We start from the raw sequence: 16910 nt of genomic DNA, 5'->3' as shown, positions 1-16910 counted from the left end.
CCGGTCGGACCGGGACCCCGCGCCCCGCGGGCCTGCGCGCCCCCGGTCCGACCGGCCCCCGCGCCCTGCGCCGCAGCATCCGCGGCTTCCAGCGCAACGCCCCCGCCCTCTTCCGTCAACTCGCCCGCCACTACGGCGACATGGTGCGCGTCCCGCTCGGCTTCTTCACCGTCCACCTCAACCTCCACCCCGACAACATCCGCTACGTCCTCCAGGACAACAACGCCAACTACGTCCGCGGCAAGGGCTACGACTACTTCAAGATCTTCATGGGCATGGGCCTGCTCACCCTCGACGGCGACGAGTGGAAGCAGCACCGCCGCGTCGTCAACCCGCTCTTCCACAAGGCGGCCGTCGACGGCATGGCCGCGACCATGACCGACGCGACCACCACCGTCCTGGACCGCTGGGAGTCCGCGGCGGCCTCCGGCGAGAGCATCGACGTCGTCCCGGAGATGATGGAGCTGACCCTCGGGGCGCTCGGCAAGGCGATGTTCGACACCGACCTGCACCCCGAGAGCGAGCGCGTCGGCCCCGCGATGGTCACCGTGATCGAGGCGATGGTCTTCCGCGGCACCCTCAGCCAGCTCACCCCCAACGCCGTCCCGATCCCGTACAACCTCCGCATCCGCAAGGCCCGCCGGGTGATGTACGAGATCGTCGACCGCATCGTCGCCGCCCACCGGGCGGGCGAGCACGGGCAGTTGACCGACCTCGTCAGCCTGCTCCTCGCGGCCCGCGACGAGAGCGGCGGCGAGTGGACGCGGCAGCAGGTCAGGGACGAGATCATGACCGTCTTCATGGCGGGCCACGAGACCACCGGCACGGGCCTGGCCTGGGCCCTCTACGAACTGGCCCGCAATACCGAGGCGCAGGAGCGGCTGCACGACGAGGCCGAACGCGTCCTGAACGGCCGCGCCCCCGGCATCGGGGACCTGCCCGAACTCCCCTACACACGTATGGTCGCCGACGAGACGCTCCGGCTCCACCCGCCCATCTGGCTCTACCCGCGCGACGCGGCGGCCGACGACGAGGTCGGCGGCTGGCGCATCCCCAAGGGCGGCAGCGTCTTCATGGTCCCCTACGTCACCCACCGCCACCCCGACTTCTGGGTGGACCCCGACAGCTTCGACCCCGAACGCTTCTCGGACGCCAACCGCGCCGCCCAACCCCGCTACGCCTACTTCCCGTTCGGCGGCGGGCAGCGCAAGTGCATCGGCAACCAGATGGCGGTCGTGCAGATGCACCTGACCCTCGCGATGGTCGCCCAGCGCTTCCGCCTCCACCTCGTCCCCGACCACCCCCTCACCCTCGCCACGACCGTGTCCTTCCGCCCGATGGAGGGCATCCGCCTCGCGATCACCCCGAGGCCCCGATGACGCCACCGGCCCGCACCGACCTGCCCCCGCACACCGTCCGCACGCCGCCCCCCGCCGTCGACTACCCGCCGGACGGCTCCGTGCGCCCGGTCGGCCGCTACGTCTGGGAGCCCGTCGAGACCACGCCGCTGCCCGCCGCCCCGGCCCCCGGCCTCCGCGACCGCTCCGTCGCGGTGGTCGGCGGCCGCGAGACGGCGGCGTACGCGATCAGCACCCGGCTGAGCGCGGCGGGCGCCCATGTCCACCGCCTCGCCCCGCCCCGCGCGGGCGACCCCGCCGACGACGACGGCGTGCCCGCCTTCCTCGCCGCGGCGGGCGGCCGCCTCGACGGGATCGTCGACCTCGGTGTGCCCGGCCCCTTCACCCCCACCGGCCCCGACGTATGGGAGCCCGCCTTCCGCCAGACCCTTCGCCTGCTCCAGGCGGTGCACGCCGACTGGTCGGCGGAGACGGACGCGACCCGCCTGTTCTACCTCCCGGTCACCCGCCTGGGCGGCCTGATGGGCTTCGGGCCCGCCGGGGAACCGCCCCCGATCGAGCAGCCCCTGGGCGGCCTGTGGGCGGGCCTGGCCAAGGGCCTGCCCCGCGAGATCCCCAACTGCAACATCCGCGTCCTCGACCTCGGCCCCGAAGACCACGCCGCCACCGCCGAGTCGGTGTGCCGCGAGCTCTACCGATGGGGCCCGTTCGAGATCGGCCACCACCACGGCCGCCGCTACACCCTCCGGGCCCGCCCGGCGCAGCCCGGCCCGCCCCGCACGTCCCTCGCGCCCGGCGACACGGTCGTCATGTCCGGCGGCGGTCGCGGCATCGGCTTCGCGCTCGCCCGCGCGCTCGCCGCGGACTTCGGCGTGCGCGTGATCGTCAGCGGCCGCAGCGCCCTCCCCGACGAGCGGCGGACGCCTGAAGTCGCCCTCTCCGCAGCGGACTTCCGCGCCTACCGCGACGACCGGCTGCGCGCGGCGGCGACCGCCCGCGCCCTCCCCGCGACCCGGGCGGCGCTCGCGAAGCTCGCCGACGCCCGCGAGCTGTGGAGCAACCTCGCCGCGGCCCGCGCCGACGGCCTGCACATCGAGTACGCCCCCTGCGACGTCACCGACCCCGAGCAGACGGCGCAACTCCTCGCCCGCGCGGGCGACCGCCTCGCCGGGGTCGTCCACAACGCGGGCCTGGACGTCCCGACCCGGCTCCCGCACAAGACCCCGGAGACGATCGCCGCGGTGGTCGCCGTCAAGATCCGCGGCTTCCTCAACCTCCTGCGCGCCCTCCCGGCGGGCCCGCCCGCCTTCTTCTGCAACGTCGGCTCCCTCACCGGGCGGTGGGGCGGGATGGTCGGCCAGCTGGACTACGGCGCGGCGAACGAGGGCCTCAGCCGCCTGGGCCTGTGGGCGGCCCGCACCACCGGCCTCCCGGTCAGCACGGTCTGCTGGCCGACCTGGGAGCGCCTCGGCATGATCACCAACTACGAGGCGACCCTCCGCTACATGTCCGCGGTGGACGTCGACGAGGCCCTGCACCACTGGCGGCGCGAACTCCTCTCCCGGCCGGCCGGCGAGGTCACCTTCATCGGCGACGTGGGACCGGCGATGCTGCCCTCCGTCCTACGCGGCTACCAGCAGGACTCCGGACTCCCCGGCATCGAACGCCTCGCGACCAGCCGCTACTTCCTCGGCGAGCCCGTCCGCTTCCACCCGCACGCGGCCCTCACCACCCACCATGCCCTGCGCCCCGCGGAGTTGCCCGTCTGCGACGACTTCCGCATCGGCGGCACCCCTGCCCTGCCGATCTCCCTGGCCCTCGAACTCCTCCACGCGGCGGGGGCCTGGGTCCAGCCCGAGGGCTCCCCGGACCTCCACCCCGCCGGGACCCGCGACGTCACCGTCACCCTCCCCGCCCTCCGCCTCCCGCAGCCGGAGACGCGCCTGACGCGTACGGCAGCCGGAGCGTGGTCCCCGGACGGCACGTGGCGGGTGGCGGTGGAGCTGACGGCGGCGGGCCGGCACCTGGCGTCGGCGGAGCTGGTCTACGCCCCCGCGGGCCGCAGGGCGACCGGCACCGCCGCAGAGCCCCCCGAGCCGCCTCCCCCGGCGGAGGGCGCCCCGAGCTGGACCGGCCATGTCGTCCCCCTCGCGGAGTGGCGGTACGCCGCCGACGGCACCCGGCGCGCCCTCGCGCACCCGCCCCGCCCGGCGGACTGGCTGCTCACCTCACCCGCGCCCACCCCGGCCCTCCCGCTCGGCGCGCTGGAGAACGTCTTCCGCGAGGCATGGGCGGCCCGGAGCACGCCCGGCCCCACCCGCCTCACGGTCGCCCACCTCGCGGCCTCCCCGGACGCAGCCGCGACCCCGCTCCATCTCACCGGCACCCCGGACGCCGCGGACTGGACCGCGACCCCCACCGACGCACCCGCCCCGGCCCTCCGCATCGCGGGCCTGCGCCTCTCGTAGCGCGCCCAGCGCCCACCGCCCCCCCGAACCCACCCACCCCCAGGAGAATCCCGTGAGCACCGTCGACCGGTCGGACGCCTACTGCGTCGTGGGCGCAGGGGCGGGCGGCCTGGCCGCCGCGAAGAACCTGAAGAGCTTCGGCTTCGCCGTCGACGTGATCGAGCGCGCCGACGACGTCGGCGGCAACTGGAACGGCGGCAACCCCCACAGCGCCGCCTACGACTCGATCCACCTCATCACGTCGAAGCCGTACATCCAGTACGACGACTTCCCGATCCCCGCGGACTACCCGACCTACCTCGGCCGCACCCACGCGCACGCGTACCTCCGGGCGTACGCGGCGCACTTCGGCGTCCGCGAGCACGTCGAGCTCCACCGCACGGTGGAGTGGATCGACCGGCGCGACGGCTCACCGCACTGGTACGTGACGCTCGACGGCGGCGAAGTGCGCCGCTACGCCGGGGTCGTGATCGCCCACGGCCACAACTGGGCGCCTCGCTCCCCGGAGTACGAGGGCCACTTCGACGGCACCGTCCTGCACTCCAGCGACTACCGCGACCCGACCCCCCTGCGCGGCAGGCGCGTGCTGGTCGTCGGCGGCGGCACATCGGGCTGCGACATCGCGGTGGAGTCCGCCCAGAACGCCGCCGCGACCTTCCTGAGCATCCGCCGCGGCTGCTACTACTGGCCCAAGTACCTCTTCGGGCGCCCCACCGACGTCCTCTACGAGAGCGTCCTGAAGTGGCGCATGCCCCGCCCCGTGGTCCGGGCGTTCGGCGGCCTGTTCCTGCGCCTGAACAGCGCGGGCGACCCGGCCGCGTACGGGCTGCCGAAACCCGCGCACCGGCTGCTCGAAGAGCACTTCGTGATCAACTCCACGCTCCTCTACGCCCTCGGCCACGGCGACGTGGCGGCCCGCCCCGACGTCGCCGAACTCCGCGGCGACCGCGTGCTGTTCACGGACGGCCGGGAGGAGCGGGTCGACGTCATCGTCAACGCGACGGGCTACCGCATGACGGAGTTCCCGTTCATCGACCGCAAGCACCTCAACTGGACCGGCCGTACACCCCAGTTGCACCTGAGCGCCTTCCACCCGGCGTACGACAACCTCTTCGTCATCGGCTACTTCCAGACGTCCACCGGCAATTGGCCGATCATGGACTACCAGGCGCAGATCATGGCCCGCTACCTGCATCTGCTGCGGACGGACCCGCGCAGGGCGGTGTGGTTCCGCAGGGCGAAGGCGGAGCCCGTCACGACGGCCCGGCTCAGCGGCGGCATCAGCTACTACGACTCCGAGCGGCACTGGCTCCAGGTCGACCACTTCTCCTACCGCGCGCTGCTGCGCAAGCTCGTCCGCCGCTTCGGCGTCGAACCCCCGGCGCCGCCACCCGCGGAGACCGCCGCCGCCCTCCCGCAGCAGCCCGAGCACCAGGAGCACGCCGCGTGATGAACCTGCTCACGCGGCTGGCCACCCGCCACGCCCGCGTCATGCTGCTCGCCGCCCTCGCGGCCGCGGTCCTCGCCGCCGCCCTCGGCGCACCCGTCGCGTCCCGGCTGACCGGCGGGAACCCCGACTTCGTCACGCCCGGCTCCGGCAGCGTCCGCGCGGACGACCGGATCGAGAAGGCGACCGGCATCCACGGCGACGGCGGCGTGATCGCCCTCGTCGACACCGGCGCCCCCGCCACCGACCCCCGTACGCGGCGCGCGGCCGCGCGGGTCGCCGCGCTCATGGACGCGGACAGGACCTTCGCCGTCGTCCGCTCCTACGACCGCACGCACGACCGCGCCCTGCTCTCGAAGGACGGCCGGCAGACCATCGTCGTCGGCGAGTTCAGCGCCCGCCCGGGCGCCTCGGCCCGCTACCAGGCCTCGGTCAAGCGCCTGCTGCACGCGACCGCCGACGACCCGTACGTGAAGCTCGGCGGCAGCGAGGTCGTCGGCAACCAGGTCGTGAAGACCGTCCAGCACGACCTGGAGATTGCCGAACTCGCCGCCTTTCCCGTGCTGTTCGTGCTGTCGCTGTGGATCTTCCGCAGCCTCGTGGCGTCCGCCCTCCCGCTGCTCGTCGGCGGGCTGAACGTCGTGCTGACGCTGCTCGGGATGCGGATCGTGGACGGCTTCACACCGCTGTCGATCTTCTCGCTCAACCTCGTCACGGCCCTCGGCCTCGGCCTCGCGATCGACTACAGCCTGCTCATCGTGTCGCGCTTCCGCACCGAGCTGACCGTCGACCCGGACGTGCCGCGCGCGATCGGGGTGACGCTGCGCACCGCGGGCCGCACGATCCTCTTCAGCTCGCTGACGGTGAGCGCGGCGATGGCGGCGCTGTTCGTCTTCCGGCAGCGCTTCCTGTACTCGATGGCGGTCGGCGGGCTGCTCGTCGCGCTGTCCGCGCTCCTGGTGGCGCTGCTCGTGCTGCCCGCGCTGCTGCGTGTGCTGGGGCGGCACCTCGACTTCCTCGCCCCCGCCCGCTGGCACCGGGCGCTGGAGAAGCCGGAGAGCACGGAGGGCGGGTGGTTCGCGCTCGCCCGCGGGGTGATGCGGCACGCGGTGCTGGTCGCGGCCGGGGCGAGCGCGTTCCTGGTCGTGCTCGCGCTGCCCTTCGCGCGGGTGGCGTTCACGACGGTCGGGCCGGGCTCGCTGCCGTCGACCGCGAGCAGCAGGGCCGTGGACGACACGCTGCGGGCCCGCTTCCCCGCGGACCCGCTGGAGGCCGTCACGGTCGTCGTCAGCGCGGGCCCCGCCGCCGGGCCGCAACTGGCCGCGCTGCGTGACCGGGTGGCCGCGCTGCCCGGCGCCGCGGCCGTCTCCGCCCCGGTGCGGCTGGACGGCGGCACATGGCTGATCCAGGCCGTCCCCCGCGAGCCGGGACTGAGCGGCGCGTCCCGCCAACTGGTCAAGGACGTACGGGCGTTGCCCGTGCCCGGGGAGACGGTGGTCGGCGGCCAGAGCGCGACCTTCGTGGACCTGCGCAGCAGCCTGGTCGCCCGGCTGCCCGTCGCGGCCGCGATCGTCTTCCTCACCAGCATGCTCGTGCTGCTGCTGATGACGGGGTCGGTCGTACTGCCGCTCAAGGCGGTGGTGATGAACGTGCTGACGCTCGGCGCGACCTTCGGCGTCCTCACCGCCGTCTTCCAACACGGGCACGGGGCGGGCCTGTTCGGCACGACCGGGCAGGGCGCCCTGGACGCGACGCAGCCCGTGCTGCTCTTCGCGATGGTCTTCGGCCTGTCCACGGACTACGGCGTCTTCCTGCTCGCCCGCATCAAGGAGGCGCGGGACACGGGCGCGGGCGAGCAGGAGGCCGTGGCGCTGGGCCTCGGCCGCACGGGGCGGGTCGTGACGGCGGCGGCGCTGCTGTTCTGCGTCGCGCTCGGGGCGCTCGCCACCTCGCGGATCGTCTTCATCAAGGAGCTGGGCCTCGGTACGGCGCTGGGCGTGCTGCTGGACGCCACGGTCGTGCGGGCGCTGCTCGTCCCGTCGCTGATGGCCCTGCTGGGCCGGTGGAACTGGTGGGCTCCGGCGCCGCTGCGCCGGCTGCACGGGCGCTTCGGACTGAGCGAGGGCGGACTTGCGGCCGAATCCGCACGGTCCGAATACGCCCGCACGGGCTGACGAAGCGTCACCATGGTGGTGCGGAGCGCGAGCGTCAGCCGCCGCCGGAGCCGCCGCGCGACGGCGGCGGCCACCGTACCGACCACCATCCCGCCCGCCACCCCGTCCACCAGCCCGACCGACCAGCCCGACCGACCAGCAGAGGTGACCGTGTACCACGCCATCGTCCGACGCAATCTGCGCAAGTCCTTCGCCGAGGTCAACCGCGGCAACTACCCGGCGATCGTGAGCCAGTTCACGCCCGCCGCCGAGCACTGGTTCTCCGGCTCGCACGCGCTCGGCGGCGGGCGGCACGACAACCGGCGCATCCAGCAGTGGTACGACCGGCTCGCCGCGCTGCTGCCCGACCTGCGGTTCGAGCTGACGAAGGTCTCGGCGAAGGGCTGGCCCTGGGACACGGTGGCCTTCGTCGAGTGGGTCGACCACCTCACCGACCGCGAGGGCAACCACTACTCCAACCAGGGCGTGCACGTCATCCGTATCGCCTGGGGCAAGATCACCGAGCTGCACATCTACTGCGACACCGCGCTGCTCGCGTCCGTCCTCGACACCCTCGCCGCCCAGGGTGTCACCGAGGCGGGCGCCCCGCCGGTCGGCGACCCGGGCCCCTTCCCCGCGGCCGCCGCGCCCGCCGCACCCGCGGTCTGAGGCGCCGCCCCCGGAACGGGCGGGCCCGCGCGGCGCATCGCGGGCCCGCCCTCTTCACTGCGCGGACGGGGGCGCTACAACTGCGCGACCCAGTACGGTTCGACGGTCATCCGGCCGTTGCCGCGGGCGCCGTTCAGCAGGCCCGACGAGTTCGTGCCGAGGGTGTACCAGGAGTCCACGTAGTCGTCGTCGTTCGTGTACCAGGACGCGGGCAGGGCGTCGAGGATCGCGTCGACCAGCGGGATGTACGCGCCCTGGTCGGTGATCGTGAGCAGCGCGTCGGCCAGCGCCTTGGCGAGGGCCGCGTAGTTGGTGTCGCTGTCGGCCTCCATCATCACGACGTCGGCCAGGTTGTACTTGTAGGTGTTCCAGCTGACCAGGATCTGGTTGGGGTAGTACGTGGTGCCGTCGTTGTCGAGGTAGGGCATGTCGACGGTGTCGACGCGCACCTTCCCGTCGAGGCCGAAGCCGGTGACGATCGAGTAGATCTCGGCGTCGCCGAGGATCCAGGGCTCCTCGTCGTCGTTGAGGTGGACGGAGTCGACCTTCGTCGTCCAGTAGCCGCCGGTCGCGGCGGGGGAGGCGGCGGCGGGGGAGGCGGCGGCCGACCGCAGGCCCGCCTTGCCCAGGGCCTTGTCGACCTGGGCCAGCCCGGCGGCGGTCGCGCGGTCCACGTCGAGGTCGACGACGTAGACGGCCTCCCGCGGGATCCGCGTGGCGCTGAGGGCGTGGGCGCGGCCCGCGCTGTCGTACGCGGTGACGGCGGCGCCCCCGTCGTCGTCGGAGGCCACCGCCACGAGCGGCACGGCGTCCGGTGTGAGCGCGGCCCGCATCGAGTCGGCGCCGAGCCGCAGCCGCAGCAGCGGGCCGGCGTCCGCGCCCAGCCCCTTCGCGGCGGCGATGCGCTGCTCGGCGGCGGTGACGGCGCCCGCGAGCGCGGCGGGCGCGCCCCGGCCGGCGGCGAGCGAGGCGAGGCCGACCGGCGCGGAGCCGAGCGCGGCGCCCCGCACCTGCGCCCGCCAGTCCGCCGAGCCGAGCGAGGCGGCGAGCGACCGGGCCACGGTGTCCTCGGCGGCCCCGACCTGCGAGCCCTGCCGCGCCGCGGCGGGCGTGTCGGCGTGGGCGGCGGGCAGGGCGAGCCCCTGCAGCGCGAGCGCGCAGCCCGCGCCGAGCGCGAGCCCGAGCGCTGCGCGGCGGTAAACGGTGAGGTGCACGGAGGTTCCTCCTGGAGGCGTTCCCGCGCCCGCCGCTCCCGGCGGCCGCGGTCGAGGGTTGGTTCAGGACGGAGCCGATCTCGTCGCGCTGCCGATCTACGCGAATAGATTCCGGCGAGGACAGCATGACCGTTGCATGTCAATCCGAACAAGCCGTCTCCCGGCCAAGGTGTGAACGGGACGTGAAGGCCCGGCCTGCCCCGGCGGCCGTTGCCCCGGCCGCCGGGGCAGGCGTACAATTTTCTGTACGTGAGGAGGTGTCCAGTGAAGACCATGTCGTATTCGGAGTCGCGTGCGCGATACGCCGAGGTGCTCAACTCTGTGACCGACGACCGTGAGGAGGTCGTCATCACGCGAGCCGGCCACGAGCCCGTCGTCATCGTGTCCCTCGCGGACTACGAGTCGCTGCGGGAGACCGCGTACCTGCTGCGCAGCCCCGCGAACGCGCGCCGCCTGCTGGCGTCCATCGACGAGCTGGAGAACGGCGGCGGGACGGTCCGGGAGCTGGTAGAGCCCGAGTGAAGATCGTCTTCTCCTCCCGTGCATGGGAGGACTACCTGTGGTGGCAGCAGCAGGACCGCCGCGTCCTCAAGCGCATCAACGTCCTCGTCGCCGACATCGCACGGAACGGCAACGAGGGCATCGGCAAGCCGGAACCCCTCAAGCACGGCTTCCAGGGTTACTGGTCGCGCCGCATCACCGACGAGCACCGCCTCGTCTACAAGGCCACCGAGGACTCCGTCCTCATCGCCCAGTGCCGCTACCGCTACGAGAGCTGACGCCGTGTCACCGCGCCCTCAGCCGCGCGGGGGTTCGGGCCGCACCAGGCCGGACTGGTAGGCGATCACGACGAGTTGGGCGCGGTCGCGCGCGCCGAGCTTCGTCATCGCGCGCTGGACGTGCGTCCGCACCGTCAGCACGCTCAGGACGAGATGCGCGGCGATCTCGTCGTTGGACCTGCCCTGCGCGGCGAGGACGGTGACTTCCTGCTCGCGCGGGGTGAGGTCGGCCAGGCGCTCGGCCGGGGCGAGGGGCGGGGTGCTGGGGGTGGTCAGGAAGCGGGTGATGAGCGCCTGGGTCGCGCCCGGCGACAGCAGCGCCTCGCCCGCGGCGACGGTGCGGATCCCGGCGAGCAGCGTGTCGGTCGTGACGTACTTGCCGAGGAAGCCGCTGGCGCCCACCCGCAGGGCCTGGGCGACGTACTCCTCGGTCTCGAACATCGTCAGGATGAGCACCCGGGTGCCGCTCAGATCCGGGTCGGCGCAGATCTCGGCGGTCGCGGCGAGCCCGTCCGTGCCGGGCATGCGGATGTCCATGACGACGACGTCGGGCCGCTCGGCGCGCGCGGTGTCCACGGCCTCCCGTCCGGTGGCGGCCTCGCCGACGACCTCCATGTCGTCGCAGGAGTCGATCAGCATCCGGAAGGTGCCGCGGAGCAGGGCCTGGTCGTCGGCGAGCAGGACGCGGAGGGTCACGGGCTGTCCTCGGGCGGTTCGGCGGGGGCGTCCCCCTGGCTGCGGGGCTCCCCGGTGGGCCCCGCGGGGGGCGGCTGGATGGGCAGGGTCGCGGTCACGGCGAAGCCGCCTTCCGGGCGCGGGCCCGCGCGCAGGTCGCCGCCGACGGAGTGGGCGCGTTCCCGCATGCCCATCAGGCCGTACCCGCCGCCGGGGACCACGGGCGGCAGCGGCGGCCCGTCGTCGGTGACCGTGATGCGCAACCGCCCCTCGCCGTAGTCGAGTCCGACGTGCGCGGCACGCCCCGAGGCGTGCTTCGCGGCGTTGGTGAGGGCCTCCTGGACGATCCGGTACGCCGTCAGGTCGACGCCCGGCGTCAGCGGCCGCGCCCGGCCCCCGGTGCGCACGGTGACGTCGAGGCCCGCGGAGCGGCACGCGGCCACCAGTTCCGGCAGCCGGTCCAGACCAGGGGCGGGCTCCAGCGAACCGGCGTCCGGGTCGCCCGCCTGCCGCAGAACGCCCACCGTGGCCCGCAGCTCCAGCAGCGCGGAGGAGGTGGTGCCGACCAGCGCGGTAAGGATCTCCCGGGCCTGCTCGGGCCGGGTGGCGGCGAGGTGGGCGGCGGTGCCCGCCTGGGCGTTGGCCAGAGCCATGTGGTGGGCGACCGCGTCGTGCAGCTCGCGGGCGATCCGCATGCGCTCCTCCGCGACCCGCAGCCGCGCCTCCTCCTCGCGGGTGCGCTCGGCGTGCGCGGCACGGGCCTGCGCGGACGCCAGGTAGGCGCGGCGGAAGCGGCTCGTCACCCCCAGGGACATGGGCAGCAGCAGCCACAGGACGGTGCCGACCGTCCGCAGCATGAAGTCGTCGCCGAGCGGCGCGCCGGACAGGGAGGTGGCGACGAGGACGGCCGCGGTGGCGTACCCGAGGGCGGCGGCCCGCGGGTCCCCGCGCACGGTGAGCCAGTAGAGGGCGGCCATGACGGGGGCCAGCAGCAGCGGGCTCGGCAGGTAGCCGACCGCGGTCAGTACGGCCGCGGCGGGCGTGGTCACGGCGAGCGCCACCCGCGGGTGGCCACGGACGCGCAGCAGCGCGGCGAGGCACACGAGCGCCAGGATCCCGGGGGTGACCTGGGTGCGCGGCGGCGAGGACTCCGACGTGCTGACCGCGCCGCCGAGCACCGTGCACGCCGACAGCGCCACCGCGAGCACCACTTCCGCGGTCCGCGCGTGCTGCTCGGTGAAGCGTTCCAGGTGGCTGCTCATCGTCGCTCTCCGGGAGAGGTGGTGCCCCCATCGTCCCCGATCACACGGGCGCCGGGGCGTGGACGGTCCGGTGCGCCCGGCAGCCGAGTGCGGGCCCGGGACCCGGAGGCCTGTCCGGTCCGCCCCGCCCCCCGCCACGCGCGGGCCCGCGTGTCCGCCTCGCGCGCCCCGTCCGCCCGTCCGCCTGTCCGGTCCGCCCCGCCCCCCTCCCACGCGCGGGCCCGGGAGTCCGCCTCGCGCGCCCCCGTCCCCCCGCCCGGGAAGGCCCGGAGCGCGACGCCCCGGGCCCCCGCACCGCCGTACCTCACACCCCCGCCCGCTCCGGCGCGTCCGCCCGCGGGTCCGGGTCGTGGCCCGCGCCCGGGACGGACCGGGGGCGGTGGGCAAGCGACTCGCCCTCGATGTCGACGTGCGGCAGCAGCCGGTCCAGCCACCGCGGCAGCCACCACGCCCGGTCGCCGAGCAGCGCGAGCACCGCGGGCACGATCGCCATCCGGACCACGAAGGCGTCCAGCAGCACCGCCGCGGCCAGGCCGAACCCGACCATCTTGATCATCGAGCCCTGCTCCTCCACGAAGCCGGAGAAGACCGCGATCATGATCAGGGCGGCCGCCACCACGACCCGCGCGCTGTGCCGGAAGCCGGACACCACCGCGTGCCGGGCGTCCTCGCCCTGCGCGTACGCCTCCCGCACCCGGGAGAGCAGGAAGACCTCGTAGTCCATGGCCAGGCCGAAGACGATGCCCACCATGAAGATCGGCATCAGGCTCATGACCGGCCCGGTCTGCTGCACGCCGAGCAGCCCGGCGCCGTGCCCCTGCTGGAAGACCAGCACGACCAGGCCGAGCGCGGCGAGCACGGACAGCACGAAGCCGAGCGCGGCCTTCAGCGGGACGAGCACCGAGCGGAAGACCACCAGCAGCAGCACGACCGCGAGGCCCACCACGGTGGCGAGGTACGGCACCAGCGCGCCCTGGACCTTGCCCGCGATGTCGATGTTCAGCGCGGTCGTGCCGGTGACCTGGAAGGTCGCGGATGTGCCGGACTCGATCGCGGGGCGCTCGCCGCGGACGGTCCGCACCAGCTCCTTCGTCCTCGTGTCGGTGGGGCTGGTGGCGGGGGTGGCCGAGAACACCGCGGTCTCGCCCGCCTTGTCGAAGGTCGGCGGGGACACCGACACGATGCCCCGCTCCTTCCCGATGCGCTCGCCGATCGTGTGCACGGCCGCCCGCGGGTCCGGCGCGCCCTTCGCGTCCACCACGATCGTCAGCGGCCCGTTGAAGCCGGGGCCGAAGCCGTGCGCGAGGTCGTCGTACGCCCGGCGCTGGGTGGTGGACGTCGACAGCGCCTCGTCCCCGGGCGAGCCCAGGTGCAGCGACGCCACCGGTACGGCCAGCGCGCCCAGCCCCAGCACGCCGGACACCAGCACCGCGACCGGCCGCCGCAGCACGAACCGGGCCCAGCGGGAGCCGAGGTTCTCGCGGACCCGCGGTGCCTTGCGCGCCCGGCGCCCCAGCACCGCGTCCGGCCGGAAGCCGAGCAGCGCGGGCACGAGCGTCAGCGCGACCAGCACCGCGACCCCGACCGCCCCCGCGGCGGCCAGGCCCATCTTCGTCAGCACCGGGATCCCGACCACCGACAGCCCGGCCAGCGCGATCACCACGGTCAGCCCGGCGAAGACCACCGCGGAGCCGGCCGTCCCCACCGCCCTCCCGGCGGCCTCCTGCGGGGAGTGGCCGCGGCCGCGCTCCTCGCGGTAGCGGGAGATCACGAACAGCGCGTAGTCGATGCCGACCGCCAGGCCCAGCATCATCCCCAGCGTGAGGGTGTCGGAGGTCAGGCCCAGCGGGTGGCCCAGCAGCAGGATGCCGAACAGGCTCACCGCGGCGCCGGCGATCGCGGTCAGCAGCGGCATGCCCGCGGCCGTCAGCGACCCGAACGTCACCAGCAGGACCACGGCCGCGACCGCGATGCCGATCAGCTCGGAGGTCCCGCCGGGCCCCTCGTCGGCGTCCAGCGCGGAGCCGCCGGTCTCGACCGTCAGGCCTTCCGCGCGCGCCTGGTCCGCGGCCGTGTCCAGCGCGCCGCGGGCGGCGCCGGTCAGGTCGTCGGCGGCCACCGTGTAGTCGACGGTCGCGTACGCCGTCGAGCCGTCCTTGCTGACCGCGCCCGAGGTGAACGGGTCGGCGACCCCGGCGACCTGCGGGCCGCCCGCGAGCGCGGCCACCGCGTGCTCGACCGCCGCTCTGTTGCCGGCCGCGGTCACCTTCTCGCCGCCGGGCGCGACGAAGACCACCTGGGCGGTGGCGCCGTCGGCCGCCGCGCCGGGGAAGCGCTGCTGGACGAGGTCGTAGGCGTGCTGGGACTCGATGCCCGGCATCGAGAGGTCCCCGTCGGAGGTTCCCGGGGCGCTCAGCCCGCCGACCGCGACGGCCACCAGGGCCGCCGCCCACAGAAGAACGGCCCGGCCCCGCCGCCGGAAGGCCAGCCGGCCCAGTCGATACAGAAACGTCGCCATGGAGGGCTCCACATCCACTCGTGATTGCCCCACAAGCGTTGTCCGCCGGGCCCCGCCCCGTCGTCGTGCGGCTGCGGGCACCTGCGGTTACCGCAGCGGCGGTAGGAAGCGTCGGCGGCTACCGCAGGCGCAGTAGCCGCCGGGGCCGGACCGTGTGCGCGGACCGGGCGGGCGGGTGTCCGTACGCACCCGCGGCGGCTACCGCAATCGCGGTAGCCGCCGCCGCGCGGGCACGAGGCTCAGACGGTGAGCGGGTCCAGGTGCAGGGGCCGGACGCGGCCCTCGATCATCGCGCCCAGGCCCTCCACCGCGACCGTGGCGGGGGAGTCGGCGACCTGCACGGGCATGCCGGTGGCCTCCCGCAGCATCAGGTCGAGGCCGGGCATCAGCGCGCTGCCGCCCGCGAGCATGATGCCGCGGTCGCCGAGGTCGGCGACCAGGTCTGGCGGGCAGTGCCGCAGCACGCCGGTGATCGCGTCGAGCACCGCGGTGAGCGGGGTGCGCATCGCGTGCCGTACGCCCTCGGTCTCGATCGTGATCGTGCGGACCATGCCGCTCACCACGTCCCGCCCGTGCACCTCGGTGGTGAGGGAGCCGCCGTCCGCGGGGGCGCCCAGCATCATGTGCAGGGGGCGTACGGACTGGCTGGGCAGCATCAGCTCGTGCGCGTTGCGCAGGTGCTGGACGACCGCCCGGTCGATCGCGTCGCCGCCGACCGGCACGGTCTCGGCCGCCACGATCGAGCCCAGCGACAGCACCGCGACCTGCGTCGTACCCGCCCCGCACACCACGATCATGGTCGCCTCGGGGTGCTCCACGGGCAGCCCGCAGCCGACCGCCGCCGCGATGAGCGTGTCGACCAGCTCCACGCGGCGCGCGCCGAGCCCGTACATCGTCTCGACCGCCGCCCGGCGGGCGATGGGCGCGCTGCCGTGCGGGGTGCACACCGCCGCCCGCAGCATCGGCGCGCGCAGCCGCCTGCGGCCGAGCTTGTCGCCGAGGATGTGCCGCAGCATGCGCTGGGCCATGGCGATGTCGACGACCGCGCCGCCCGCGACGGGCCGGGAGACCCGGATGTGGGCGGGGGTCCGCCCGGCCATCCGCTCGGCGTTGCCGCCGACGGCGATGAGCGCGCCGGTGCGCACGTCGACCGCGGCGACGCTCGGCTCGTCGGCGACCAGGCCGCTGCCGCGCAGGTAGACGCGGGTGCGGGCGGCTCCGAGGTCGACCGCGACGTTGCAGCGGCGCAGCTGGTCGAGGGTGGGGTTCTGGGTGATCAGGCTGCTGACGCCGGTCACCCCGGCCATGCCGATCACCGCTGCTCCCCGGGCCAGCTCGGCGCGGACCGGTAGGTGGCCAGCGACCAGATGACGAAGATGTCGACCGCGATCATGATGATCGCCCACACGGGCTGGTAGGGCAGGAACATGAAGTTCGCGATCATGTTGAGGGCGGCGATCCCGATGCCGAGGTATTTCGCCCAGGTCGCGCCGCGCAGGATCAGGAGCGCGACGAACACCGCGACGATCCCCAGGATCAGGTGGATCCAGCCCCATGCGCGCACGCTGAACTTGTAGACGTAGTCACCGCGCGTGACGATGTAGACGGCGTCGTGCCCGATGCCGACGACGCCCTCCAGGATCGCCAGCACGCCGCCGACCAGCAGGAGGATGCCGGCGAAGACCGTACCGGCGGCTGCCCAGGAGTTGCGTTCGTCGTCGCGCCGCCGCCCCGAACGGCCCGGGGGCGGCGGCTGCGGTGCGGGGGTTGCTTGGCTCATGGCGGCTCCCGGGTCCGTGGACGGACGGCGGGATCGTGCGATCATGCGATATCCGGCCAGAACCGTACAAAACCCGCCTTGATGACATCATGATCTGACGACCGGTCCGACAATGCGAGGAAGGCTGGGCCGTACGGGGATGCGCCATGCGGGCGTTTCGCCGCCGCGCGGGCCCCGGTGAGGGGCGTACGGGGTCCGCGCGGGGGCCGTACGGGGCCGCGCGAGGGGCCGTGCGGGGATGTGTCAGTCCGCGTCCTCCAGGCGGAAGCCGACCTTCAGGCCCACCTGGTAGTGCTCGATCTCGCCGTTCTCGATGTGCCCGCGGATCTGCGTCACCTCGAACCAGTCGAGGTCGCGCAGCGTCTGCGCGGCGCGCGCGATGCCGTTGCGCACGGCGGCGTCGACGCCGTCCTTCGAGGTGCCGACGATCTCCGTGACGCGGTACGTGTGCTCGGCCATGGCGGAACTGCCCTTCGTTGGGGTTCGCGGTGCCCTTCCACCGTGCCGCATGCCCGGCGGGACCGCACGGCGGTCGATGCGCGGCGGTGCCCGGTCGATGTGCGGGCGGCGTCCCGGGCGAGCGGGCC

14 protein-coding genes are annotated in these 16910 nt (G+C 74.4%); 7 read left to right on the top strand and 7 right to left on the bottom strand.

Annotated features, from left to right (window positions below; genetic code table 11):
* From IH54_RS40715 to IH54_RS0135740, 5 genes are all read left to right on the top strand, one after another.
* Nucleotides 1–1379: cytochrome P450 (locus IH54_RS40715; protein WP_159012275.1), on the top strand; the 1379-nt coding region annotated here is incomplete at its 5' end.
* The gene (locus tag IH54_RS40710) at nucleotides 1376–3826 is read left to right on the top strand and encodes an SDR family NAD(P)-dependent oxidoreductase (RefSeq protein WP_043183221.1); all 2451 of its coding nucleotides are present in this window, start codon (nucleotides 1376–1378) and stop codon (nucleotides 3824–3826) included. The genes IH54_RS40715 and IH54_RS40710, both read left to right, overlap by 4 nt.
* Before the next feature lie 52 nt (nucleotides 3827–3878).
* Nucleotides 3879–5276, top strand: coding sequence for a flavin-containing monooxygenase (locus IH54_RS0135750; protein ID WP_052398234.1), 1398 nt, complete (start codon nucleotides 3879–3881; stop codon nucleotides 5274–5276).
* The gene (locus IH54_RS0135745; protein ID WP_043183220.1) at nucleotides 5276–7447 is read left to right on the top strand and encodes an MMPL family transporter; all 2172 of its coding nucleotides are present in this window, start codon (nucleotides 5276–5278) and stop codon (nucleotides 7445–7447) included. The genes IH54_RS0135750 and IH54_RS0135745 overlap by 1 nt, the downstream gene beginning before the upstream one ends.
* Nucleotides 7448–7459: 12 nt before the next feature.
* A complete protein-coding gene (locus tag IH54_RS0135740; protein ID WP_052398233.1) occupies nucleotides 7460–8095 on the top strand; it encodes a nuclear transport factor 2 family protein in 636 nt (211 codons plus the stop codon).
* Nucleotides 8096–8169: 74 nt separating this feature from the next.
* Here the strand turns inward: IH54_RS0135740 and IH54_RS0135735 are convergent, their stop codons facing one another.
* Nucleotides 8170–9309, bottom strand: a complete 1140-nt coding sequence (locus IH54_RS0135735; protein ID WP_031525168.1) for a DUF3103 family protein — start codon at nucleotides 9307–9309, stop codon at nucleotides 8170–8172.
* A gap of 264 nt (nucleotides 9310–9573) precedes the next feature.
* Between IH54_RS0135735 and IH54_RS0135730 the strand changes: the two genes are divergently transcribed.
* On the top strand, nucleotides 9574–9831 hold the full coding sequence (locus tag IH54_RS0135730; RefSeq protein ID WP_031525166.1) for a type II toxin-antitoxin system Phd/YefM family antitoxin: 258 nt from the start codon (nucleotides 9574–9576) through the stop codon (nucleotides 9829–9831).
* On the top strand, nucleotides 9828–10088 hold the full coding sequence (locus IH54_RS0135725) for a Txe/YoeB family addiction module toxin (RefSeq protein WP_031525164.1): 261 nt from the start codon (nucleotides 9828–9830) through the stop codon (nucleotides 10086–10088). The genes IH54_RS0135730 and IH54_RS0135725 overlap by 4 nt, the downstream gene beginning before the upstream one ends.
* Nucleotides 10089–10106: 18 nt before the next feature.
* Here IH54_RS0135725 and IH54_RS0135720 read toward each other — a convergent pair whose 3' ends face one another.
* The 6 genes from IH54_RS0135720 to IH54_RS0135695 all read right to left on the bottom strand — a co-directional run bounded on the left by IH54_RS0135720 (nucleotide 10107) and on the right by IH54_RS0135695 (nucleotide 16782).
* The gene (locus IH54_RS0135720) at nucleotides 10107–10784 is read right to left on the bottom strand and encodes a response regulator transcription factor (protein ID WP_031525161.1); all 678 of its coding nucleotides are present in this window, start codon (nucleotides 10782–10784) and stop codon (nucleotides 10107–10109) included.
* Nucleotides 10781–12025, bottom strand: a complete 1245-nt coding sequence (locus tag IH54_RS0135715) for a sensor histidine kinase (protein WP_052398232.1) — start codon at nucleotides 12023–12025, stop codon at nucleotides 10781–10783. The genes IH54_RS0135720 and IH54_RS0135715 overlap by 4 nt, the downstream gene beginning before the upstream one ends.
* Before the next feature lie 304 nt (nucleotides 12026–12329).
* Nucleotides 12330–14543, bottom strand: a complete 2214-nt coding sequence (locus IH54_RS0135710; RefSeq protein ID WP_043183219.1) for an MMPL family transporter — start codon at nucleotides 14541–14543, stop codon at nucleotides 12330–12332.
* A gap of 239 nt (nucleotides 14544–14782) precedes the next feature.
* A complete protein-coding gene (locus IH54_RS0135705; RefSeq protein ID WP_052398235.1) occupies nucleotides 14783–15850 on the bottom strand; it encodes a rod shape-determining protein in 1068 nt (355 codons plus the stop codon).
* Nucleotides 15851–15855: 5 nt separating this feature from the next.
* On the bottom strand, nucleotides 15856–16323 hold the full coding sequence (locus IH54_RS0135700; RefSeq protein ID WP_031525152.1) for a DUF7144 family membrane protein: 468 nt from the start codon (nucleotides 16321–16323) through the stop codon (nucleotides 15856–15858).
* Nucleotides 16324–16566: 243 nt separating this feature from the next.
* The gene (locus IH54_RS0135695) at nucleotides 16567–16782 is read right to left on the bottom strand and encodes a dodecin (RefSeq protein ID WP_031525150.1); all 216 of its coding nucleotides are present in this window, start codon (nucleotides 16780–16782) and stop codon (nucleotides 16567–16569) included.
* Nucleotides 16783–16910: the final 128 nt, after the last annotated feature.

The organism is Streptomyces sp. NRRL F-5123 (assembly GCF_000721495.1).
GTDB lineage: Bacteria > Actinomycetota > Actinomycetes > Streptomycetales > Streptomycetaceae > Actinacidiphila.
This window is presented reverse-complemented; position numbering and strand designations above follow the sequence as displayed.

Excerpts from the sequence above, each read along its gene's own strand:
- IH54_RS40710 (WP_043183221.1), top strand. The coding sequence starts at position 1,376 with ATGACGCCACCGGCCCGCACCGACCTGCCCCCGCACACCGTCCGCACG.
- IH54_RS0135745 (WP_043183220.1), top strand. The coding sequence starts at position 5,276 with ATGAACCTGCTCACGCGGCTGGCCACCCGCCACGCCCGCGTCATGCTG.
- IH54_RS0135740 (WP_052398233.1), top strand. The coding sequence starts at position 7,460 with ATGGTGGTGCGGAGCGCGAGCGTCAGCCGCCGCCGGAGCCGCCGCGCG.
- IH54_RS0135715 (WP_052398232.1), bottom strand. The coding sequence starts at position 12,025 with ATGAGCAGCCACCTGGAACGCTTCACCGAGCAGCACGCGCGGACCGCG.
- IH54_RS0135710 (WP_043183219.1), bottom strand. The coding sequence starts at position 14,543 with ATGGCGACGTTTCTGTATCGACTGGGCCGGCTGGCCTTCCGGCGGCGG.
- IH54_RS0135705 (WP_052398235.1), bottom strand. The coding sequence starts at position 15,850 with ATGGCCGGGGTGACCGGCGTCAGCAGCCTGATCACCCAGAACCCCACC.
- IH54_RS0135700 (WP_031525152.1), bottom strand. The coding sequence starts at position 16,323 with ATGAGCCAAGCAACCCCCGCACCGCAGCCGCCGCCCCCGGGCCGTTCG.
- IH54_RS0135695 (WP_031525150.1), bottom strand. The coding sequence starts at position 16,782 with ATGGCCGAGCACACGTACCGCGTCACGGAGATCGTCGGCACCTCGAAG.